At 62.3% G+C, this 21075-nt stretch carries 20 protein-coding genes; 8 read left to right on the forward strand and 12 right to left on the reverse strand.

Annotation, left to right across the window (positions count from 1 at the left end):
• Positions 1-8: 8 nt before the first annotated feature.
• From mrdA to LOY69_RS26445, 5 genes are read right to left on the reverse strand one after another with little or no spacing between them, the layout of a single operon-like run.
• The gene (mrdA, locus tag LOY69_RS26425) at positions 9-1904 is read right to left on the reverse strand and encodes a penicillin-binding protein 2 (RefSeq protein WP_102865346.1); all 1896 of its coding nucleotides are present in this window, start codon (positions 1902-1904) and stop codon (positions 9-11) included.
• A 12-nt stretch (positions 1905-1916) separates the two neighbouring features.
• Positions 1917-2384, reverse strand: a complete 468-nt coding sequence (gene rlmH / locus LOY69_RS26430) for a 23S rRNA (pseudouridine(1915)-N(3))-methyltransferase RlmH (protein ID WP_011063671.1) — start codon at positions 2382-2384, stop codon at positions 1917-1919.
• A 9-nt stretch (positions 2385-2393) separates the two neighbouring features.
• Positions 2394-2816, reverse strand: coding sequence for a ribosome silencing factor (gene rsfS / locus LOY69_RS26435; protein WP_015637171.1), 423 nt, complete (start codon positions 2814-2816; stop codon positions 2394-2396).
• A 60-nt stretch (positions 2817-2876) separates the two neighbouring features.
• Positions 2877-3521 carry a nicotinate-nucleotide adenylyltransferase gene (gene nadD, locus LOY69_RS26440; protein WP_102865345.1) on the reverse strand — a complete coding sequence of 215 codons (645 nt, stop codon included), beginning with the start codon at positions 3519-3521 and terminating at the stop codon, positions 2877-2879.
• The gene (locus LOY69_RS26445; RefSeq protein ID WP_102865344.1) at positions 3521-4786 is read right to left on the reverse strand and encodes a glutamate-5-semialdehyde dehydrogenase; all 1266 of its coding nucleotides are present in this window, start codon (positions 4784-4786) and stop codon (positions 3521-3523) included. Before LOY69_RS26445 ends, nadD begins: the two co-directional genes overlap by 1 nt.
• 175 nt (positions 4787-4961) lie before the next feature.
• Between LOY69_RS26445 and LOY69_RS26450 the strand changes: the two genes are divergently transcribed.
• Entirely contained in the window at positions 4962-5648 is a 687-nt protein-coding gene (locus tag LOY69_RS26450; protein WP_110652038.1) for a DNA-3-methyladenine glycosylase, read from the forward strand.
• 47 nt (positions 5649-5695) lie between these two features.
• Positions 5696-7012 (forward strand): bifunctional DedA family/phosphatase PAP2 family protein, encoded by a 1317-nt coding sequence (locus tag LOY69_RS26455; RefSeq protein WP_265073810.1) that lies wholly within the window; start codon positions 5696-5698, stop codon positions 7010-7012.
• 43 nt (positions 7013-7055) lie between these two features.
• Here the strand turns inward: LOY69_RS26455 and LOY69_RS26460 are convergent, their stop codons facing one another.
• From LOY69_RS26460 to LOY69_RS26470, 3 genes are read right to left on the reverse strand one after another with little or no spacing between them, the layout of a single operon-like run.
• Positions 7056-7646, reverse strand: a complete 591-nt coding sequence (locus LOY69_RS26460; protein ID WP_102865341.1) for an LON peptidase substrate-binding domain-containing protein — start codon at positions 7644-7646, stop codon at positions 7056-7058.
• Positions 7647-7656: 10 nt separating this feature from the next.
• Positions 7657-8373, reverse strand: a complete 717-nt coding sequence (locus LOY69_RS26465; RefSeq protein ID WP_170002120.1) for an LrgB family protein — start codon at positions 8371-8373, stop codon at positions 7657-7659.
• The gene (locus tag LOY69_RS26470; RefSeq protein ID WP_110596251.1) at positions 8370-8732 is read right to left on the reverse strand and encodes a CidA/LrgA family protein; all 363 of its coding nucleotides are present in this window, start codon (positions 8730-8732) and stop codon (positions 8370-8372) included. The genes LOY69_RS26465 and LOY69_RS26470 overlap by 4 nt, the downstream gene beginning before the upstream one ends.
• A 178-nt stretch (positions 8733-8910) precedes the next feature.
• Here LOY69_RS26470 and LOY69_RS26475 point away from each other — a divergent pair, with 178 nt between their 5' ends.
• The 3 genes from LOY69_RS26475 to LOY69_RS26485 all read left to right on the forward strand — a co-directional run bounded on the left by LOY69_RS26475 (position 8911) and on the right by LOY69_RS26485 (position 11858).
• Entirely contained in the window at positions 8911-9366 is a 456-nt protein-coding gene (locus LOY69_RS26475) for a MaoC family dehydratase (protein ID WP_102865338.1), read from the forward strand.
• Positions 9367-9469: 103 nt separating this feature from the next.
• Positions 9470-11188, forward strand: coding sequence for a C13 family peptidase (locus LOY69_RS26480; RefSeq protein ID WP_102882339.1), 1719 nt, complete (start codon positions 9470-9472; stop codon positions 11186-11188).
• Positions 11189-11216: 28 nt separating this feature from the next.
• Positions 11217-11858 (forward strand): oxidoreductase, encoded by a 642-nt coding sequence (locus LOY69_RS26485; RefSeq protein ID WP_102865336.1) that lies wholly within the window; start codon positions 11217-11219, stop codon positions 11856-11858.
• Positions 11859-11919: 61 nt separating this feature from the next.
• Here the strand turns inward: LOY69_RS26485 and LOY69_RS26490 are convergent, their stop codons facing one another.
• The 4 genes from LOY69_RS26490 to LOY69_RS26505 all read right to left on the reverse strand — a co-directional run bounded on the left by LOY69_RS26490 (position 11920) and on the right by LOY69_RS26505 (position 16234).
• A complete protein-coding gene (locus LOY69_RS26490; protein WP_265073811.1) occupies positions 11920-12207 on the reverse strand; it encodes a YceK/YidQ family lipoprotein in 288 nt (95 codons plus the stop codon).
• Positions 12200-12832 (reverse strand): flavin prenyltransferase UbiX, encoded by a 633-nt coding sequence (gene ubiX, locus LOY69_RS26495; protein WP_102865334.1) that lies wholly within the window; start codon positions 12830-12832, stop codon positions 12200-12202. The genes LOY69_RS26490 and ubiX overlap by 8 nt, the downstream gene beginning before the upstream one ends.
• Positions 12829-14178 carry a UDP-N-acetylmuramate:L-alanyl-gamma-D-glutamyl-meso-diaminopimelate ligase gene (gene mpl, locus LOY69_RS26500; RefSeq protein ID WP_102882340.1) on the reverse strand — a complete coding sequence of 450 codons (1350 nt, stop codon included), beginning with the start codon at positions 14176-14178 and terminating at the stop codon, positions 12829-12831. Before mpl ends, ubiX begins: the two co-directional genes overlap by 4 nt.
• Before the next feature lie 136 nt (positions 14179-14314).
• A complete protein-coding gene (locus tag LOY69_RS26505) occupies positions 14315-16234 on the reverse strand; it encodes a sigma-54-dependent Fis family transcriptional regulator (RefSeq protein WP_102882341.1) in 1920 nt (639 codons plus the stop codon).
• 376 nt (positions 16235-16610) lie between these two features.
• Between LOY69_RS26505 and LOY69_RS26510 the strand changes: the two genes are divergently transcribed.
• The 3 genes from LOY69_RS26510 to LOY69_RS26520 all read left to right on the forward strand — a co-directional run bounded on the left by LOY69_RS26510 (position 16611) and on the right by LOY69_RS26520 (position 21051).
• Positions 16611-18131, forward strand: a complete 1521-nt coding sequence (locus LOY69_RS26510; RefSeq protein WP_011063687.1) for an aldehyde dehydrogenase family protein — start codon at positions 16611-16613, stop codon at positions 18129-18131.
• 177 nt (positions 18132-18308) lie between these two features.
• Positions 18309-19589, forward strand: a complete 1281-nt coding sequence (eutH, locus tag LOY69_RS26515) for an ethanolamine utilization protein EutH (RefSeq protein WP_102882342.1) — start codon at positions 18309-18311, stop codon at positions 19587-19589.
• Between the two features lie 25 nt (positions 19590-19614).
• Complete coding sequence (locus tag LOY69_RS26520) at positions 19615-21051, forward strand: ethanolamine ammonia-lyase reactivating factor EutA (RefSeq protein ID WP_265073812.1); 1437 nt, start codon at positions 19615-19617, stop codon at positions 21049-21051.
• Positions 21052-21075 lie beyond the last annotated feature (24 nt).

Genomic DNA, 21075 nt, shown 5'->3' on the forward strand with positions numbered 1-21075 from the left:
GGTCAAAATTACTCTTCACGGGCCGTAGCCTCCGCGCTGATAGGGCTGGCGAACTCAGGCTTGAGCTGGCCGTCCTGGCCGAGAAGCCAGGCATCCATCACCTGGCGCACCACGGGAGCCGCGACGCCGGAGCCCGACTCGCCGTTCTCGACCATGACCGAAACCACGATCTTGGGGTTTTCCGCCGGGGCGAAGCCGACAAACAGGGCGTGGTCGCGATGGCGCTCCTGAACCTTGGAGCGGTCGTATTTCTCGCCCTGCTTGATCGCCACCACCTGGGCGGTACCACTCTTGCCGGCAATCCGGTACTGCGAACCAACCGCAGCCTTGCGCGCAGTGCCGCGGGCGCCGTGCATCACCTGCTGCATGCCGTGATTGACCCTCATCCAATCCGACGGGTCGCGCAGGACGATGTCCGGCATCGGGTTGTGATCCACCGGCTTCTCGCCTTCGATGCTCTTGGCCAGGTGTGGTCGGTTCCACTTGCCCTTGCTGGCAACCAGAGCGGTCGCCTGGGCCAGTTGCAACGGCGTCGACTGCATGTAGCCCTGGCCGATCCCGAGAATCAGGGTTTCTCCCGGGAACCAGGCCTGACGCCGGGTGGCGCGCTTCCACTCGCGGGTCGGCATCAGCCCGGGGGATTCCTCGAACATGTCCAGGGAGACCTTCTGGCCGATGCCGAACTTGGTCATGTAGGCCGAGAGCCGATCGATCCCCAGCTTGTGGGCCAGGTCATAGAAATAGGTGTCGTTGGACCGCATGATCGCGGTGTCCAGGTCGACATAACCGTCACCGCTTCGGTTCCAGTTGCGGTACTTGTGATCGTAGTTGGGCAGTTGGTAGTAGCCCGGGTCGTAGACGCGGGACGAGGCCGTCACCACCCCGGCATCCAGCCCGGCAATCGCCACCGCCGGCTTGATGGTCGAACCCGGTGGATACAGACCGCGCAGCACCCGGTTGAACAGCGGCCGATCAATGGAATCACGCAATTCGGCATAAGCCTTGAAGCTGATACCGGTGACGAACAGGTTCGGATCGAAACTTGGCTGGCTGACCATCGCCAGAACTTCACCGGTGCTCGGGTCCAGCGCCACCACCGCACCGCGGCGGCCGCCCAGAGCTAGCTCCGCGGCCTCCTGCAACTTGATATCCAGGCTCAGGACAATGTCCTTGCCGGGAATCGGATCGGTGCGCTTGAGCACCCGCAGCACTCGGCCACGGGCGTTGGTTTCAACTTCCTCGTAACCCACCTGTCCATGCAATTCCGGCTCGTAGAAGCGTTCGATGCCAGTCTTGCCGATATGGTGGGTGCCGCTGTAGTTCACCGGGTCCAGGGACTTCAGCTCTTTCTCGTTGATCCGTCCCATATAGCCCACGGAGTGCGCAAAGTGCGCGCCCTGCGGGTAGTGCCGGACCAGTTGCGCAACCACTTCCACCCCGGGCAGACGGAACTGGTTCACCGCAATGCGGGCTATCTGCTCTTCCGTCAACTCGAACAGGATAGGCACCGGTTCGAAAGGGCGCCGCCCCTGTTTCATGCGCTTTTCGAACAGCACCCGGTCTTCCGGGGTCAGTTCCAGCACCTCGACAATCACATCGAGGACCTGCTGCCAGTTGCCGGAACGTTCGCGGGTCATGCTCAGGCTGAAACTGGGCCGGTTATCAGCAACTACCACGCCATTGCGGTCGAAAATCAGTCCGCGAGTCGGAGGAATCGGCTGCACATGCACCCGATTGTTCTCCGACAGCGTGGAGTGATAGTCGTACTGGATCACCTGCAGGTAATACAGCCGGGCAATCAGCACGCCAATCAGGCAGACCACCATAATGGCGCCGAACACGACCCGGCTACGCACCAGACGGGCGTCTTTTTCGTGGTCCTTGATGCGGATCGGCTGGGACATTAGGGGCGCGGGCTACTTGTGGTAAGGGTGCCCGGACAACACGGTCCAGGCGCGATACAGCTGTTCACCGATGAGAATCCGCACCAGCGGGTGCGGCAAGGTCAGCGGCGACAGCGACCAACGCTGATCCGCTCGCGCACAGACTTCCGGCGCCAGCCCTTCCGGGCCGCCGACCATGAAATTCACGGTGCGCGAATCGAGACGCCAACGATCCAGTTCCACCGCCAACTGCTCGGTGCTCCAGGGTTTGCCGTGCACCTCGAGGGTGACGATGCGCTCGTTATGCCCGACCTTGGCCAGCATGGCTTCGCCTTCCTGACGGATAAAGCGAGCCACGTCGGCGTTCTTGCCCCGGGTATTGAGCGGAATTTCCACCAGTTCCAGCGCCAGCTCGGAGGGCAGACGCTTGGCATACTCGTGCCAACCCTCTTCCACCCACTTGGGCATGCGTGAACCAACAGCGATCAGACGCAGGCGCACAGCTGTCCCTTATTGCTGGTCTTTGTTGAGCTTGGTGAAGTGCTCGTGGCCATGCTCCGGGCTGTGGTGCTTGCCATCGGCCGCGCGGCTCTGCTCGGCGCCCTGCCACAGACGCTCCAGGTCATAGAACTGACGAGCCGAGGCAGTCATCATGTGCACGATCACATCGTCCAGGTCCAGCAGCACCCAGTCGCTGTCGCCCTTGCCTTCTTCACCCAGCGGACGCACGCCCTGGGCCTTGACCATTTCGCGGACCTTTTCCAGCATCGCGCCGATCTGGCGATTGGAGGTACCAGTGGCGATGATCATGTAGTCAGTGATGCTTTGCTTGTCGCGAACATCGATCACCAGGACATCCTGGGCCTTGACGTCTTCCAGCGCGGCAACAGCCACCTTGACCAGATCTTCGCCTTTCATTACTTGGTTAGTCATATAAAACTCGTTCAGCTCGTATGTTTGGAGCGCCGCTCAGCACAGGCCGGCAGCGTTCCTTCAGTTCGGCGCACGGTAAAGTCCGTGAGCATCGATATAGGCCAGGACCGCGTCAGGCACCAGGAAACGTACCGACTTACCGCTGGCCAGCAGTTGACGGATCTGGGTGGCGGACACCGCAAGCGGCGTCTGCCAGACGAATGCAATGTGTCCCCCCGGCCCTTGCAGGGCCAGTGGGTCGCTCACCGAGCGCGCCGCCAACAGGTTGCGCAAGGCATCCGGTGGCTCGCTGTCGGCATCCGGGCGTTGCAGCACCAGGATGTGGCAATGCTGGAGTAATTCTTCCCAACGATGCCAGGTGGGCAGGCCGCAAAACGCGTCCCAGCCCAGTAACAGAAACAACTGGTCATCCGCGGCCAACTCGGCCCGCATCTGCTCCAGGGTGTCGATGGTGTAGGACGGCTTGTCCCGTTTCAGCTCACGGTCGTCCACCACCAGGGGTGAAACGCCCGCCACCGCATATTCGACCATCGCCAGACGATCGAGCGCCGACACCTGCGGTGTATCCCGATGCGGCGGCCTGGCACTGGGTGTCAGGCGCAGCTCATCGAGTTGCATGGATTCAGCCACCTCCAGCGCACCACGCAAGTGGCCGATATGCACTGGATCGAAGGTGCCGCCCAGCAGACCGATACGTTTGCCCATCAAGTGCGCACGTGACCGTCACCGAAAACCACATACTTCTCGCTGGTCAAGCCTTCCAGGCCCACCGGGCCACGGGCGTGCAGCTTGTCGGTGGAAATGCCGATCTCAGCGCCCAGGCCATATTCGAAACCGTCGGCAAAGCGCGTAGAGGCATTGACCATGACCGAACTGGAGTCCACTTCATTGAGGAAGCGCCGAGCGTCACTGAAGTTCTCGGTGACGATGGAGTCAGTATGGTGCGAGCCGTAAGTGTTGATGTGCTCGATGGCCTGCTCCAGGTTGTCCAGTACCCGGATCGAGAGGATCGGCGCGGTGTACTCGGTGCGCCAGTCTTCTTCGGTCGCTTGCAGCACATCGGCGCCAAGAATTCCTCGGGTTTGCTCGCAGCCACGCAACTCGACGCCCTTGTCGCGATAGATCGCAGCCAATGGCGGCAATACGCGCTCGGCAATGGCGGCGTGAACCAGCAGGGTTTCCATGGTGTTGCACGGCGCGTAGCGCTGGGTCTTGGCGTTATCGGCAATACGAATCGCCTTGTCCAGGTCCGCCGCCACATCGATATACACGTGGCAGACGCCGTCCAGGTGCTTGATCACCGGCACCTTGGCATCGCGGCTGACCCGCTCGATCAGGCTCTTGCCGCCACGAGGCACAATTACGTCGACAAACTCGGGCATGGTGATCAGCGCGCCCACCGCGGCGCGATCGGTGGTTTCCACCACTTGCACCACGTGAGGCGGCAAATCGGCAGCCGCCAATCCCTGCTGAATGCAGGTGGCAATGGCACGGTTGGAATGAATGGCCTCGGAACCACCCCGCAGGATGGTGGCGTTGCCAGACTTCAGACACAGGCTGGCAGCATCGATGGTCACGTTCGGACGGGACTCGTAAATGATGCCGATCACGCCCAGGGGCACGCGCATCTTGCCCACCTGGATGCCCGAAGGCAGGTAGCGCATGTCGCGGATTTCACCGATGGGGTCAGGCAGCTTGGCCACCTGACGCAGGCCTTCGATCATTTCATCGATACGCGCTGGAGTCAGCGCCAGACGATCCAGCAGAGCCGGTTCCAGACCATTGGCCCGGCCGTTGGCCAGGTCCTGCTCGTTGGCTGCGGTCAGCTCCGGTCGCGCAGCGTCCAAGGCATCGGCAGCCGCCAACAGCGCACGGTTCTTCTGCGCAGTGGTGGCACGGGCGATCACCCGGGAAGCTTGGCGGGCAGCGCGACCCAAACGGGTCATGTAGTCAAGAACGGACTCAGTCATGGTCTGGTGTGGTCTTGGCAAAGAGGAAAGCGGCTGATTATAGCTGTCGCGCCCGTTCACGGACAGCGGTCACGGGCGGATGGTCGAAATGGAGTGTAAATACCCGCAGTTCAGCCTGAATTAAGCCTGGAGTTGTTACCATTACGTCACTTTTTCCGCCATAACCCTCGTCACCATGTCCATCCTGACCTCTGCGAACCCGCCCAAAGCCTTGCCTGACGGCTTTTTCGACCGTGACGCCGAGCTTTTGGCCCGTGAACTGCTGGGCAAAGTCATTCGCCATAAAGTCGGCGAGCTGTGGTTATCCGCGCGCATTATCGAAACCGAAGCCTATTACTGCGAGGAAAAAGGCAGCCACGCCTCCCTCGGCTACACAGAAAAACGTAAGGCTTTGTTTCTCGATGGCGGCCACATCTATATGTATTACGCACGCGGTGGCGACTCGCTGAACTTCAGCGCCCAGGGCCCCGGCAATGCGGTACTGATCAAGTCCGCCTATCCCTGGGTCGACGCCGTCTCCGGCCCGGCCAGCCTGGCGCAGATGCTGCTGAACAACCCGGACGCCAGTGGCCGCCCGCGCCCCTCGCAAAAGCTCTGCGCCGGCCAGACCCTGCTGTGCAAGGCCATGGGCTTGAAAGTCCCAGTCTGGGATGCAAAGCGCTTCGATCACGAAACCCTTTTCGTCGAGGACGTCGGCAGCGCAGTGCCGCACATCATCCAGACCACCCGCCTGGGTATCCCCCGCGGTCGTGACGAACACCTGATGTACCGCTTCGTCGATGCCGCCTATGCGCCCTACTGCACACGGAACCCGCTGCGCCGTGGCCAAGTCGAAGGTCGCGACTACCTGATCCTCGACTGATTAGCGCAACCCCGTACCCGCCAGACACTGACAATGGAGTTGAAATTATGGGCCCATGGCTCGACAGCGTGACCGCCTGGCTGACCACCAACCCGCAGTGGCTGGCCGCCGCTGTATTTATTGTGGCCTGCGTGGAGTGCCTGGCCATTGCCGGCCTGATCGTTCCGGGAACGGTGCTGCTGTTCGCGATTGCCGTGCTGGCGGGCAACGGCGCGTTGTCACTGGGAGAAACCCTGCTTCTGGGGTTGTTCGGCGGTTTGCTCGGGGATGTGGTGTCCTACCTGCTGGGGCGTCACTTTCACCAGAGCATCCGGCGCCTGCCAGGACTGCGCCATCATCCGGAATGGATCAACGGCGCCGAAGCCTATTTTCAGCGTTACGGCATCGCCAGTCTGCTGGTAGGACGCTTCATCGGCCCGCTGCGGCCAATGTTGCCAATGGTTGCCGGCATGTTCGACATGCCATTTGTACGATTTTTCGCCGTCAGCCTGCTGGCAGCCGCGGGCTGGTCGGTGGCTTACCTGCTGCCAGGCTGGGCCACGGGTGCGGCGATTCGCCTGCCGCTGCCCGAAGGCTTCTGGCCACAAGCCGGTGTCGTAGCCGGCAGCCTCGCGATACTGATCGGCTTGAGCGTTGCCAGCAGCCTGCGCCGCCATCGTCGGGCTACCCTGCTGATGTCCGGCCTGAGCCTGTTGATCCTGGCAGGGCTGTTCATCGGTTACCCCTATCTCACGCAGTTCGACCAGGGGCTGATCGCCCTGGTGCAGGAACACCGGAACCCGAGCCTGGACAAGATCATGGTGATGGTCACCCAGATCGGCGAGTTTCGCGCCATGTTCATCATCAGCGCGGTACTGACCCTGCTACTTCTGGCCCTGCGCCAATGGCGTCACGCCGTATTCGCCGGCGCCACCCTGATGTGCACCGCACTGGCCAACACTGGCAGCAAATGGTTCTTTGCGCGGGTACGTCCCGAGGTCCTGACCGAGCCCCTCACCAGTTTCAGCATGCCCAGCGGGCACTCTTCTGGCTCCTTCGCCCTGTTCCTGACACTGGCGGTATTGGCTGGCCGTGGCCAACCACCACGAATGCGCCTGACCTGGCTGCTGCTGGGTTGCCTGCCGGCGGCATCCATTGCCTTGTCCCGGGTCTACTTGGGGGCCCATTGGCCAACCGACATTCTCGCCGGCGCCATGCTCGCGACCTGTGTCTGCGCCGCCAGCCTGACCCTGATTCAATGGCAAGAATCGCTCAAGCCGATGTCGGCCAAGGTCTGGTGGCTGCTACTGCCAGTCATGCTGTTGATGTGCGGGTTCATGGCGACACGGCATCTGCCTCACGCCCTGCTGCGATACGCCTATTAAGCGTGCAAGCGGCAACCTGTAGCCGCCGCTAGAGGTTCAGGTCTCAGGCGAAGAGCTCGCCCTGCAGTTCATCCAGCAGTTGCTGGATGGCATCGAGACGCTGCTGCGGGTCATCCAGTTGCAGCAGGTCGATCTTGTCCTGCTCGGAAAAGGGCAACAGGTAGGCCAGTTGATTGGCCAGGGACAATTGCCCCTGGGCCTCGCTGCCCATGTCCAGGGCCTCCACCATCGGATGCTCGGCCAGAGCCTTGAGCAGCGCGATCAGGTCTGCGTCCTCATCCTGCAATGGTTGCTCCGCAGCCTCCGCCAGCCACTGGACCTGGGCCACCGTCAGTTGGTCTTTCTGCACTTCGCTCTCCAGCACGCGGAAGCGTCGACCACCCTTGACCCTGATTCCCAGCAGTCCATTGTCCTGCTGGTGAAAGTCGGTAATCAGTGCTTCGCAACCCACCAGGGCATAGCCTGGCGCGGCCGTACCGACCTCCTCGCCCTCCAGGATGCACACCACCCCGAAGCCGCAACCCTGCTTCATGCAGCGGCCGATCATGTCCAGGTAGCGCGCCTCGAAAATCTGCAGATCGAGGATGCAGTCAGGGAACAGCACGGTATTCAAAGGAAACAGCGCCAGGCTCATACACCCATCCTTAAACCAGCAAAGACACCGCCAACGGCAGCAGTACCGCCGTGGCCACGCCCATCAGACTCATGGCCAGCGCCGCAAAGGCGCCGCACTCCTCACTCTCCTGCAAGGCCACCGAAGTGCCCACCGCATGGGCGGTCATGCCCAGGGCCATGCCTCGCGCCTCAGGCCCATGAACGCCCAGGCGGTCGAGGATACTCGGGCCGAAGATCGCCCCGATCACCCCGGTAATCAGCACGAACACCGCCGCCAGAGCCGCGACGCCACCAATCTGCTCGGCCACCAGCATAGCGATCGGCGAAGTCACCGACTTGGGTGCCATGGTCATGAGGATCATGTGCTCAGCACCGAACCACCACCCCAGCAGTACCCCCAGGCTGGTGGCCAGCACCCCGCCCACCACCAGCGTAGTCAATATCGGCCAGAACAATTGGCGGATGCGCCGCAAGTTGAGGTACAGGGGAACCGCCAGGGCCACCGTGGCAGGGCCCAGCAGAATGCTCAGAATCTCGGTGCTCTTGCGGTACTCCGCATAACTCAAACCACAGCCGAGCAGCACACCGATCACCAGCAGCATGGACACCAGTACCGGCTGCAGGAACATCCAGCGAGTTTTCTCAAAGGCCGCCAGCACCAACTGGTAGGCGCCCAGGGTGATGCCGATGCCGAACAGCGGATGGTGAATCACCGCCGCCCAGGCGCCTTGCCAATCAACATTCATTGACTGTCCTCCCGGCGGGACTGGCGCTTGACCAGGCGCTGCATCAGCACACCGACAAAGGCCATGGAGATCACCAGAGACAGCACCAGCGCGCCACTGATCGCCCAGAAGTCCGCGGCAATATCCCGGGCATAGACCATCACTCCGACCGCAGGCGGCACCAGTAACAGCGGCAGGTATCGCAGCAAACTGCTGGCTGCCAGGTTCAACGGCTCGCCCACTTCGCCGCGCACCACTAGAAAAACCAGCAGCAACAACAGGCCGATGATCGGCCCGGGAAGTACGGGCAACAGCAGATGATTGAGCGCCGTGCCGAGCAATTGGAACAGCACCAGCCATGTCAAACCGCGTAACAACATACCGCCTCTCCAGCCAGATCCCGTGGCGCATTATAAGCACGCAGGCGCTATGAACCGGCATTCGCCAAAAGCATGGATGTTTACCGGGAAGGATCGCCATGATGATCTAAAGTGGATACTTCAGACCACAAAGCACTGGGTCGAATACTAAAAAATCGTTGAACCAAGGAGAGTCTCAATGCCCTATGTTCCTGTTGCAGAGCTCAAAGATTATGTCGGGAAGGAACTCGGACGTTCCGCGTGGCTCACCATTGACCAGGAGCGTATCAACCTGTTCGCCGAAGCCACTGGCGACTTCCAGTTCATTCACGTGGACCCGGTCAAGGCAGCGAAAACGCCGTTCGGCACCACCATCGCCCATGGGTTCCTGACCCTGTCGCTGATCCCCAAACTGATGGAAGACATCCTCGTGCTGCCCGAGGGCCTGAAGATGGTGGTCAACTATGGCCTGGACAGCGTGCGCTTCATCCAGCCGGTGAAAGTCGACTCCAAGGTGCGTCTCAAGGTCGAACTGACCGACGTCACCGAGAAGAAGCCCGGCCAATGGCTGCTCAAGGCCACGGCCACCCTGGAAATCGACGGCGAGGAAAAACCTGCCTATATCGCTGAGCCTCTTTCGCTCTGCTTCGTCTGAAATGTCCCTGATGCGAAACAGCTCATGCTGTTTCGCTCAACCTCTCTATATATAAGTCACACCGCTGCGGCATACTCGGTCCCCTAATTATCCGGAACCCGTTATGCGCCCACTTGTACCCCTGGTCTTGACTCTCTTGCTCAGCGCTTGCGGAGACGGCGAATCGCTGTTGCCGCCCGATGCCCGACTGCCCGACGGCGGGCGCTATCGCGGCGACCTGGTCAATGGCCTGCTCCAGGGACAGGGACGCATCGACTACCCCAACGGCAGCTGGTACGCCGGCCAGTTCGACAAGGGCCAATGGCATGGCCAGGGCGAATGGCATGGCAGCAATGGCGAGGTCTATCGCGGCCAGTTCCAGCAAGGGCTGTTCCACGGGCAAGGCACCTTGACCACCAAGGACAGCAGCTACAGCGGCGGCTTCAAACTAGGCCGCCGGGACGGCGAAGGCACCCTAAAAGAAGACGGCATGACCTATCGCGGCGAGTTCAAGGCCGACCTGTACTCGGGCCTGGGCCGCCTGGAACTGGAGGACGGCAGTCAGTACCAGGGGCAATTCGCCAAGGGCAAGCCCAATGGCGAAGGCCAGCGCAGCGATGCCAGCGGCAACCAGTTCAGCGGCAACTTCGTCAACGGCCAACTGGAAGGCAACGGCACCTTCAACAGCGCCGAAGGTGACATTTATGTCGGTGGTTTCAAACACAACCAGCTCAATGGCAAGGGCCGCTACGAAAACTCCGACGGCGACGTCTGGATCGGCCAGTTCAAGGAAGGTGCCCTGGGTGGCAAGGGCGAGCTGATCGGCGCCGATGGCAGCCATTATGTCGGCACCTTCAGCGACTGGCGCTTCAGCGGCGAAGGACGACTGAACCTCAGTGACGGCAGCTTCTACATCGGCGGCTTCGACAGCGACAACTACCAGGGCCACGGTGTGCTGGTGCTGCGCGATGGCAGCGTGCAAAGCGGTGTCTGGAGCAATGGCATGCGGGTTCGCGACGCCGACGGCAAACTACTGCCGGACCCATTGGAAACTGCTCTGCTGGTCCAGGGTCGCCTGCTCAAGGAGGCCCTCGACGCGGTGCCTGCCTCCAGCCCGACCATCGAACTCTATAGCCTGACCCTGGCCGGCGACGGCAAGCAGAGTGTCTTCCTGCGCGAAGCCGACTACGTCAGCAACATGCTCGCGAGCCGCTTCGGCGCCCACGGCCAGATCCGCCTGGTCAACCACCGGGACCACCTGATGAACCGGCCCATGGCCACCCGGGAGAACCTGCGCCGCGCCGCACAGACCCTGGCCGAACGCAGCGGCCCCGAAGACCTGGTGTTCATCTACCTCACCAGCCATGGCACCAGCGAGCACGAACTGGTGCTGGATCAGCCGCGCATGGAGTTGACCGACCTACCAGCCGATGAACTGGCCATTGCCTTGGCCCCCCTGAAAAACCGCGACAAGATCATTGTCATCTCGTCCTGCTACTCGGGCGGTTTCATCCCTGCGCTCAAGGACGAACGAACCCTGATCATGACCGCCTCCCAGGCCGACCGGGTGTCTTTCGGCTGTTCCGAAGAAGCCGACTTCACCTACTTCGGCGATGCTTTATTCGCCCAGGCACTGAACCAGACTGATGACCTGGAGCACGCCTTCAAGCTGGCCCGGGCCACAGTGGCCGAACGTGAACAGGCCGATGGTTTCGAAGCGTCAGAACCACAGATCTGGGCCCCCAAAGGCGTCATCGCGCATTGGCAACAATTGCGCAAACAGCAGGCACGAAAAGCGCTGCAAAGTGTCTCTATAGGCAGCAAGGAAGCACAGAGCAACTAAGCTGAAACAGTATCAAGGGGGAATGACTATGTACTTGACGCCTCAGCATATCCTGCTCGCCGGCGCCTCCGGACTAACCGGAGAGCATCTACTCGATCGCCTGCTCAACGAGCCCACCATCATTCGTGTTCTGGCACCCAGCAGACGCCCGCTAAGCAAGCACCCACGCCTGGAGAACCCCGTCGGCGATCCGGCGGTATTCCTGCCGCAACTGAGCGGCAAGGTGGAGATCGCCTTCTGCTGCCTGGGCACCACCATCAAGCAGGCGGGTTCCGAAGCGGCCTTTCGCGCCGTGGACCTGGACATGGTGGTGGCCTTCGGCAAACGCGCCCTGGAAATGGGCGCGCGGCACCTGATAGTGGTCAGCGCCCTGGGCGCCGACCCCAAGTCATCGATTTTCTACAACCGGGTCAAAGGTGAAATGGAAGAGGCCCTTAAACAGCAGGGCTGGCCACAGCTGACCATTTGCCGGCCGTCACTGCTGCTGGGAGACCGGATCGAACCGCGCCTGACCGAACAACTGGCCGGCCCGTTGTCGCGACTGATCCCGGGCAAGTACCACGGCATCGAAGCCTGCCAGTTGGCACGCGCCATGTGGCGGTTGGCCCTGGAAGAGCAAAGCGGCACTCGGGTCGTCGAATCCGATGAGTTGCGCAAGCTAGGTAAATGAAGCACTCGCCGGCAAGCCGGTTCCTGCACATAGCTGCAGGAGCCGGCTTGCCGGCGAAACACTACAACCCACCCGTTGCCTGAAACCCCACCCCCAACACTGTCAGCACCGACAACGGCAGCAACAGCGTATCGAGCAAGGCACTGGCCGGCAGGTCTACTCCCGGATAGCTCGGTGCCTCGGCGCCAAAGCGGTCCATGGCACAGCAACCACCCTGCATGGCATAAAGATCCAGGCGCGTCCCCGAATACACCACCGGCGCCCCAGCTTGTGCGGCGTTCAAGGTGCGGACCGTGGCACAGCCCCCCAGCTGCAGGGCAGCCAGCAGCATCAGCAGGGATTTATTCATCGCTGCTCAAATGATGTTCGCCCCAGCGCGGCAACATGTCCTGGGGGATGTTCAGCAGATTGAGAATCCGCGCCACGACGAAGTCCACCAGGTCATCGATGGTCTGCGGCTGATGATAGAAACCCGGCGAGGCCGGCAGGATAGTCACGCCCATGTTCGACAACTTGAGCATGTGCTCCAGATGAATGCTGGAGTAGGGAGCCTCGCGAGGCACCAGAATCAACTGCCGGCGCTCCTTGAGGGTCACGTCCGCCGCCCGTTCGATCAGGTTGTTGCAAGCCCCGGTAGCAATCGCCGACAAGGTGCCGGTGGAGCAAGGCACCACCACCATCGCCGCCGGCGAGCCGGAACCCGAGGCTACCGGCGACATCCAGTCTTCCTTGCCGTACACCCGGATCTGCCCCGCCGCCGCACCGGTGTACTCGGTGAGAAAGGCCTGCATCATCTGCGGCTTGGGCGGCAGGGTCACATCGGTTTCCGTGGCCATGACCAACTGCGCAGCCTTTGAGATCAGGAAGTGCACTTCCCGATCCTCACGCACCAGGCAATCCAGCAGGCGCAAACCGTACTGGGCGCCCGAGGCACCGGTCATGGCCAGGGTGATGCGTTCCGGGCCATTGCTCATTGCAGTGCCTCGGCCAGTTTGCCGTGCAGGCCGCCGAAGCCGCCGTTACTCATGATCACCACCTGGGTGCCCGGCTTGGCCTGGCTTTTCACCCGTTCGATGATGCCTTCCAGAGAGTCGCTGACAATCGATGGCACCGAACACAAGGCCGCCGTTGCCGCCAGGTCCCAGCCCAGGTTGGCCGGAGCGTACCAGATCACCTGATCGGCCTGGTTGACGCTTTCCGGCAGCCCATCACGGTGGGCGCCAAGCTTCATGGAGTTGGAGCGCGGCTCGATGATGGCAATCACCGGTGCGTCGCCGACCCGCTTGCGCAGGCCGTCCAGGGTGGTGGCGATGGCCGTCGGGTGGTGGGCGAAGTCATCGTAGATGGTCACGCCATGCACTTCGGCGACCTTCTCCATGCGGCGCTTCACGCTCTTGAACGCACTCAGGCCAGCAATGCCCATCGACGGCACCACGCCAACATGACGAGCAGCGGCCAGCGTCGCCAGGGCATTGGCCACGTTGTGCTGCCCGGTCAGTTCCCACTCCACCACGCCCTGGCTCACCCCCTCGAACATCACTTCAAAGGCCGAACCGTCGGCACTGAGCAACTTGACCTGCCACTGACCACCGGCACCGGTGGTCTGCACCGGCGTCCAGCAGCCCATCTCGATGACCCGCTGCAAGGCTGGTTCGGTGGTGGGATGAATCACCAGGCCTTCGCTGGGGATGGTCCGCACCAGATGGTGGAACTGCCGCTCGATGGCCGCCAGGTCAGGGAAGATGTCCGCATGGTCGAACTCAAGGTTATTGAGGATCGCCGTGCGTGGACGGTAGTGGACAAACTTCGAGCGCTTGTCGAAGAACGCGCTGTCGTACTCATCGGCCTCGATCACGAAGAACGGTGTGCCGCCCAGGCGGGCCGAAACGGCGAAATTCTGCGGCACCCCACCAATCAGGAAGCCCGGGCTCATGCCGGCATGCTCCAGTACCCAGGCCAGCATGCTGCTGGTGGTGGTCTTGCCGTGGGTGCCGGCAACAGCCAGGACCCAGCGCCCTTGCAGGACATGGTCCGCCAACCACTGCGGGCCGGAAACATAGGGCAGGCCTTTGTTCAGCACATACTCCACGGCCGGGTTGCCCCGGGACATGGCGTTGCCGATCACCACCAGATCCGGAGCCGGGTCCAGCTGGGCCGGGTCATAGCCTTGAGTCAGCTCGATGCCCTGGGCTTGCAGCTGGGTGCTCATGGGGGGATAGACGTTAGCGTCGGAGCCGGTGACGTGATGGCCCAGTTCTTTAGCCAGAACCGCCATCGAGCCCATGAAAGTGCCGCAGATACCGAGAATATGGATGTGCATAGTCGACCTCATAAAACATCGGCGCAGGTTAGCCTAGAGGGCTGCAAATCGCACCCATTAGCTGACCGGGAGGCTGTTGCGTTTGCCGCCGCTGGCACAAGGCAAGCGGCCCTGTACCGGCAGTCACAGGTGCGGTTTAACGCGCAATACCGTGTTTGCGCAGCTTTCTATAGAGGGTGTTGCGGCTGACCCCCAGCTGTTCGGCGGTATGGGTCATGTGCCAGCGCTGTTGCTCCAGGGCTGCCAGTAGCGCAACCCGCTCGGCGTCCTCCAGGGGGCGCTCCTGCGCTTCGGCAACCGGCTCGGCAACTGGCGCCGGGCGGCTGTTGCGGATCAGCGGCGGCAGGTCTTCCAGACCAATGCGGCCGTTTTCACACAAGGCCGCCAGGGTTCGCAGGACGTTGCGCAATTGCCGCACGTTTCCCGGCCAGGAATAACTCAACAGGCTCTGACGCGCCGCTTCGTCCAGCACCACCGGTTGCCCGCCCGCCTCTTCGGCCAGGAGAAAGTCCAGCAACTGGGATTTGTCGCTGCGCTCACGCAGGGCCGGCAGCGCGATCTCAAGACCATTGAGCCGGTAATACAGATCCTCACGGAAACTGCCGTCGCGTACCCGCTCCAGCAGATCCCGGTGGGTGGCGCTGATGATCCGCACGTTGACCGATTGCGGCTCACCGCCAATCGGCACCACCAGGCGATCTTCCAACACCCGCAGCAAACGCGTCTGCAGGGCCAGGGGCATATCGCCGATTTCATCGAGGAACAAGGTGCCGCCATCGGCCTGCTGCAACTTGCCGCGCATGCCCTCCTTGCGCGCCCCGGTAAAGCTGCCGCCGCGATAACCGAAGAGTTCGCTCTCGATCAGGCTCTCCGGAATCGCCGCGCAATTGAGGGCGACAAAGGTTTTATCCGAACGGGCACTGCCCTGGTGCACCGCCTTGGCAAAAGCCTCCTTGCCGGAGCCGGTTTCACCATTGATCAACAGCGGCACATCACGCTCGAACACCCGCGAGGCCCGGCGAAAATCATTCTGCAGCCCTTCATCCCCAAGGCAGATGCTTGAAGTGCGCGGCGGCGTAACACCAGCCGGCACCCGCGGTGCTGGTTGCGATACCGGGTGCGGCTGACCGCGCAACAAGGCAAACAGACGCCGCCCATCCCGAGTACGCAAGGGCCAACTGGCGCTGGCATTGATGCTGGCGCGACTGAGCAATTCATCCAGGGAACAGTCGAAAAAGCTGTCCACCGGTTTACCCAGCAAGCCACCGCGAATATGCCCCAGCAGATTCAGGGCGCTCTGGTTCACCGCACAGATTCGCCCTTCGCCGTCAAACGCCAGCAAGCCCTCACTGAACAGCCCCACAGACTCCGCCTGCAGATGAAAGCGCAGCAGCCACTGGTTCTCGAAATAACGCAGGAAATAGCAGCTCTCGATCATTTTCGCCGAGAGATTGACCAAGGCCATGGTGTGGAACTGACTCTGCCGGGAAACGTCCTGACGCGCCGAGGACACATCCAGCACCGCCAGCAATTCGCCATGGGGATCGAACACCGGGCTCGCCGAGCAGGTCAGGCCAGTGTGCCGGCCACGGAAGTGCTCGCCCTGGTGAATGGTCAGCGACTGACGCTCCACCAGGCAGGTGCCAATGCCGTTGGTGCCTTCCCGGGCCTCGCTCCAGTCGGCGCCCAGCCAGAGACCGGCATGCTCGAAAATCTTGCGCTCGCTAGGGGCGGTGATGCAGTTGAGGATCACCCCCCGGGCATCGGTCAGCAGCACGGCATGGCCCGCGCCGGACAACTGCTGGTGCAGGTTGGCCATCTCGGTGCCGGCTATTTGCAGCACATCCTGCAGGCGTTCGCGACTTTCCAGCAGGCGACCATGCTCCAGCACTGTGGGGGCCATGGCCTGGGCCGGATCAAGGTGATAGTCCTCAAGGCAGCGCAGCCAGGAGCGAGCAATGGAAGGATCGCTGCCGGGGCCCTGCAAATGGGCTTTACCCTGGGCCACCGTCAGCACCTGCTGGGCATGTCGACTCAGATGATTACTACTGTGCATTTCTTATTATTCTCCTGATGCGCTGTCACGCTCAGACGGAACACTGGCGCCGCTGCCGGCCGCAATCGGCCCTGTAAAGAAGGACAGACCATCAGATCTATCCGACAAGATTCGACACGCGAACCAGCATCCTCCAGCCGCTGTTTCATTGCAATGCCGGCTTGACCCATGAGTCACAGCTTGTGCCATCCAGGTTACAAACTGTCACTCGGTGCCGTACCAGATTCGTCACACGCGGCCGTTGGCACCGCTTCGAAACATCCGCAAACCCTTGATTCATATGGCCTGCACCCCACTGGCCCGACCTTTGCTCTACGCTTGGTATGCGCTATAGCGCGTCCTCCCCCATAAGCATAAAAGCCAGGAGATACCCACCATGCGTTACGCACACCCCGGTACTGAAGGCGCTATCGTTTCGTTCAAGAGCAAGTACGGTAACTACATCGGCGGCGAATTCGTTGCGCCAGTCAAAGGCCAGTACTTCACCAACACCTCGCCGGTCAATGGCCAGCCGATTGCCGAATTCCCCCGCTCCACCGCCGAAGACATCGACAAGGCGCTGGACGCCGCCCATGCCGCCGCCGACGCCTGGGGCGCCACCTCGGTACAGGCCCGCTCGCTGATCCTGCTGAAGATCGCCGACCGCATCGAACAGAACCTGGAACTGCTGGCCATCACCGAAACCTGGGACAACGGCAAGGCGGTACGCGAGACCCTGAACGCCGACATTCCCCTGGCCGCCGACCACTTCCGCTACTTCGCCGGTTGCCTGCGGGCCCAGGAAGGCAGCGCCGCGGAAATCGACGGCAACACCGTGGCCTACCACATCCATGAACCCCTGGGCGTGGTCGGGCAGATCATCCCGTGGAACTTCCCGATCCTGATGGCCGCCTGGAAACTCGCCCCAGCCCTGGCTGCCGGTAACTGCGTGGTACTCAAACCCGCCGAGCAGACCCCACTGGGCATCACCGTACTGATGGAAGTGATCGGCGACCTGCTGCCACCGGGTGTGCTCAACGTGGTGCAAGGTTTCGGCCGTGAAGCCGGCGAGGCCCTGGCCACCAGCAAGCGCATCGCCAAGATCGCCTTCACCGGCTCGACTCCGGTGGGCTCGCACATCATGAAGTGCGCCGCCGAGAACATCATTCCGTCCACCGTGGAACTGGGCGGCAAGTCGCCGAACATCTTCTTCGAAGACATCATGCAGGCCGAACCGAAGTTCATCGAAAAGGCCGCCGAAGGCCTGGTGCTGGCGTTCTTCAACCAGGGTGAAGTCTGCACCTGCCCATCCCGTGCCCTGGTGCAGGAATCGATCTACGACGAATTCATGCAAGTGGTGATGAAGAAGATCGAGCAGATCAAGCGTGGCGATCCGCTGGACACCGACACCATGGTCGGCGCCCAGGCCTCCGAGCAGCAGTTCGACAAGATCCTCTCCTACCTCGACATCGCCAAGAACGAAGGCGCGCAGCTGCTCACCGGCGGCAAGGTGGAGAAACTCGAAGGCGACCTGTCCAGCGGCTACTACATCCAGCCGACCCTGCTCAAGGGCACCAACAAAATGCGCGTGTTCCAGGAAGAAATCTTTGGCCCGGTGGTCAGCGTCACCACCTTCAAGGACGAAGCCGAAGCCCTGGCGATTGCCAACGACACCGAGTTCGGCCTGGGTGCCGGGGTCTGGACCCGCGACATCAACCGCGCCTATCGCATGGGCCGCGGGATCAAGGCCGGCCGCGTCTGGACCAACTGCTACCACCTGTACCCGGCGCACGCCGCGTTCGGTGGCTACAAGAAGTCCGGCGTTGGCCGTGAAACCCACAAGATGATGCTCGACCACTACCAGCAGACCAAGAACCTGCTGGTGAGCTACGACATCAACCCGCTGGGCTTCTTCTGATCGAACCTCCCGGCGACCCAGGTCGCCGGGAGGCCTTTTGGCGGCCTTGCCGCACTTGTTCACCTGCTCTGATCCGGTGCCGAAGGCTTGCCGGACGGGACACTGCTGTCGGAAGTTCTGCGCCAAACCAGTCGTGCACAGACCCTGCTTGAAAAACAATAACAAGGGACAAACGCAATGGATCAGATCGGCAACTACGTGCTCTACCTCATCATGCTCTGCGCCGTAATCGGTGCCTTCGCCGCCATCTATGACAGCGAGCGAGGCTTGGGCAAAGAATTCATGGAAGGCATTCATGCCACCGGCTACATCTTTGTGCCGGCCGCAGGGATCATGGCTTCCATTCCCTACCTGACGGTGGTCATCGAGACCGTCTTCGGTCCGTTCTTCAACTCCCTGGGCGCCGATCCGGCCCTGGCGGCGACCATGATCATCGCCTCGGACATGGGTGGCTATCAGCTGGCCTCGGCCCTGGCCGCCAGCAAGGAAGCCCTGGTGATGGCCTTGATCACCGGCTTCATGGGCGGCGCTACCATCGTCTTCTCGATCCCCATGGGCCTGGCGATGCTCGACAAGCGCGACCACAAGTACATGGCCCTGGGGATCATGTCCGGCATCCTCACCATCCCCGTCGGGGTGATGATCGCCAGCCTGATCCTGGCCTTCAGCAACCCGGTGGTACGCGAACTGGTGAGCACCAACGGTGAAGCCAGCTACCAACTGGCCCTGGGCCTGGGCAGCATCTTCGCCAACCTGCTGCCGATCCTGATCTTCGTCGTGGCCCTGGCCCTGGGCCTGCGCTTTTTGCCGGACATGATGATCAAGGGTTTCATCATCTTCGGCCGCGCCATGGACGCGGCCATCAAACTGGTGCTGGTGTTCTCCATCGTCGAATACTTCACCGGGGTCTTCTCCGCGGTATTTGGCGGCTGGGGCTTCCACCCGATCATCGCCGACGCCCAGGACCAGACCCGCGCCCTGGAAACCGCCGGCTACATCGGCATCATGCTGGCCGGCGCCTTCCCCATGGTCTACCTGCTGCGCAAGTACCTGGGCAAACCCCTGGAGAACCTCGGCGGCAAGATCGGCCTCAGCGCGGTGGGCAGCGCCGGCATGCTGGCGACCATCGCCAACATCCTCGCCATGTTCCGCCTGGTGCGCCTCATGCCGCCCAAGGACAAAGTGGTGAACATCGCCTTCGGCGTCTGTGCCGCCTTCCTGCTGGGGGACCACCTGTCCTTCACTGCCAACTTCCAGCCCACCATCATCCTGCCGGTACTGATCGGCAAGATCTGCGCCGGCTTCGTCGCCGTCGGCCTGGCCTACTGGCTGTCGGTGCCCAAGGCGCTGCAACTGGAAGCCCAGGATCGGGCTGCGGGGATCATCGCCCCGGGCGAGTACCTGGGCGGCACCGCGCTGGACACACCGGAACCTGCCGGCCAGAAGGCCACCGCCTGACTGCGGCGCGGCGAGGAACGCCTGCATGCAAGCCATCACGGGCGGCGCATCGGTACTGCTGCTGGGGCTGGACTTCGGGTCCACCACCAGCAGCGCGCTGATCGCCCAGGCCAGCCTGAGCAGCCACTGCATCACCGGACGCATGGCCCTCAACGAGCCACGGGTACTGTTTCGTGGCGAGCCGGTGTTCACCCCGTTCAAGGACCAGGTCATCGATGAGGCCGCGATCCGGGCCCTGATCGAAACCTGGCTCGAACAGGCCGGCGTGAGCCCGCAACAGCTGTTTTCCGGTGGTGTGATCATCACCGGTCTGGCGGCGCGGCGGCACAACGCCCAGGCCCTGGCGCAACTGGTCGGCCAATTGATCGGCAACGCCCTGATCACGCGCGCCGACGACGGCGGGCTGGAGTCCTGGCTGGCCTTCATGGGCAGTTGTTCGGCGCTGAGCCGCTTCCACGCTCGGCAACCGATACTCAACCTGGATATCGGCGGGGGCACCACCAACGCCGCCTGGGGCCTGGATGGCAACGTCCTGGCCAGCGGCTGCCATTTCATCGGGGCCCGGCACTTGCAGTTCGAGCCGGGCAGTTATCGTCTCAGCGGCGTATCGGAGTTTGGTCAGGCACTGCTCGATCACCTGGCAATCTGCAAGCATCCCGGACAGGTCCTGGAGCGTTCCGAGCTGGAGGCGGTGGTCAATTGGTACATCGATGCCTTGGTCGCCATTGCCGAAGGTGATCGCCACTTCTTTGCCAGCCCGTTGGGCCAGTCGACCGAGCAACTGCCGCTGATGCTCCCCGAACATAACGCCGCCCCAGCCCTGACCTTTTCCGGTGGTGTGGGCGAGCTGCTCTATCGCCACCTGCAAGGCGAACCCATGCCCGGCATCACCTATTACGGCGATCTGGGCATCGATCTGGCCCTGGCCATTGCCCGCCACCCGCGACTGGTGCAGGCGGCCACCCGACTGGTGCCGGAAAACCGCGGCCGGGCCACGGTCTACGGCCTGACCCTGCACAACACCGAGATTTCCGGCAGCACCCTGTTTCTGCCCCAGCCCGAGGTGCTGCCGCTCAAGGACCTGCCCATCGTCGCCCGGCTGCCCATGGATGCCACCGAGCAGCAACTGGACGACGCCCTGGCCCTGGCACTGAGCAGCTGCGACGGCGCTTGCCTGCAATTGCTCGACAACGGCCAGGCGCCACGACTGGAAGACATCCGACAGCTGGGCGCACGCCTGGCCCGCGCCCTGGAGCAAGCACGACCCGCCCCGCACTGGCCGCTGGTGCTGCTGTTGGAAAGCAACGTCGGCAAGGTCCTGGGCAACTACGCCACGGATTGGGGGCGCAGTTCTTGCAACCTGATCGTCATCGATGAAGTACGCGAGCGTTCGGCACACTTCATCAACCTGGGAAAACCCCACCAGCACATCGTGCCCGTCGCCTTCTACGGCGTGCACTGAGCCGATGCCGGCCAAGGAGCGTCT

The sequence above is a fragment of the Pseudomonas sp. B21-059 genome (genome assembly GCF_026016285.1).
In the GTDB taxonomy this organism is placed as follows: domain Bacteria; phylum Pseudomonadota; class Gammaproteobacteria; order Pseudomonadales; family Pseudomonadaceae; genus Aquipseudomonas; species Aquipseudomonas danubii.

Bases quoted from the DNA above. Each gene is read 5' to 3' on its own strand.
- mrdA (WP_102865346.1), bottom strand. From the start codon at position 1,904: ATGTCCCAGCCGATCCGCATCAAGGACCACGAAAAAGACGCCCGTCTG.
- rsfS (WP_015637171.1), bottom strand. From the start codon at position 2,816: ATGACTAACCAAGTAATGAAAGGCGAAGATCTGGTCAAGGTGGCTGTT.
- nadD (WP_102865345.1), bottom strand. From the start codon at position 3,521: ATGGGCAAACGTATCGGTCTGCTGGGCGGCACCTTCGATCCAGTGCAT.
- LOY69_RS26445 (WP_102865344.1), bottom strand. From the start codon at position 4,786: ATGACTGAGTCCGTTCTTGACTACATGACCCGTTTGGGTCGCGCTGCC.
- LOY69_RS26450 (WP_110652038.1), top strand. From the start codon at position 4,962: ATGTCCATCCTGACCTCTGCGAACCCGCCCAAAGCCTTGCCTGACGGC.
- LOY69_RS26455 (WP_265073810.1), top strand. From the start codon at position 5,696: ATGGGCCCATGGCTCGACAGCGTGACCGCCTGGCTGACCACCAACCCG.
- LOY69_RS26460 (WP_102865341.1), bottom strand. From the start codon at position 7,646: ATGAGCCTGGCGCTGTTTCCTTTGAATACCGTGCTGTTCCCTGACTGC.
- LOY69_RS26465 (WP_170002120.1), bottom strand. From the start codon at position 8,373: ATGAATGTTGATTGGCAAGGCGCCTGGGCGGCGGTGATTCACCATCCG.
- LOY69_RS26470 (WP_110596251.1), bottom strand. From the start codon at position 8,732: ATGTTGTTACGCGGTTTGACATGGCTGGTGCTGTTCCAATTGCTCGGC.
- LOY69_RS26475 (WP_102865338.1), top strand. From the start codon at position 8,911: ATGCCCTATGTTCCTGTTGCAGAGCTCAAAGATTATGTCGGGAAGGAA.
- LOY69_RS26480 (WP_102882339.1), top strand. From the start codon at position 9,470: ATGCGCCCACTTGTACCCCTGGTCTTGACTCTCTTGCTCAGCGCTTGC.
- LOY69_RS26485 (WP_102865336.1), top strand. From the start codon at position 11,217: ATGTACTTGACGCCTCAGCATATCCTGCTCGCCGGCGCCTCCGGACTA.
- LOY69_RS26490 (WP_265073811.1), bottom strand. From the start codon at position 12,207: ATGAATAAATCCCTGCTGATGCTGCTGGCTGCCCTGCAGCTGGGGGGC.
- ubiX (WP_102865334.1), bottom strand. From the start codon at position 12,832: ATGAGCAATGGCCCGGAACGCATCACCCTGGCCATGACCGGTGCCTCG.
- mpl (WP_102882340.1), bottom strand. From the start codon at position 14,178: ATGCACATCCATATTCTCGGTATCTGCGGCACTTTCATGGGCTCGATG.
- LOY69_RS26505 (WP_102882341.1), bottom strand. From the start codon at position 16,234: ATGCACAGTAGTAATCATCTGAGTCGACATGCCCAGCAGGTGCTGACG.
- LOY69_RS26510 (WP_011063687.1), top strand. From the start codon at position 16,611: ATGCGTTACGCACACCCCGGTACTGAAGGCGCTATCGTTTCGTTCAAG.
- eutH (WP_102882342.1), top strand. From the start codon at position 18,309: ATGGATCAGATCGGCAACTACGTGCTCTACCTCATCATGCTCTGCGCC.
- LOY69_RS26520 (WP_265073812.1), top strand. From the start codon at position 19,615: ATGCAAGCCATCACGGGCGGCGCATCGGTACTGCTGCTGGGGCTGGAC.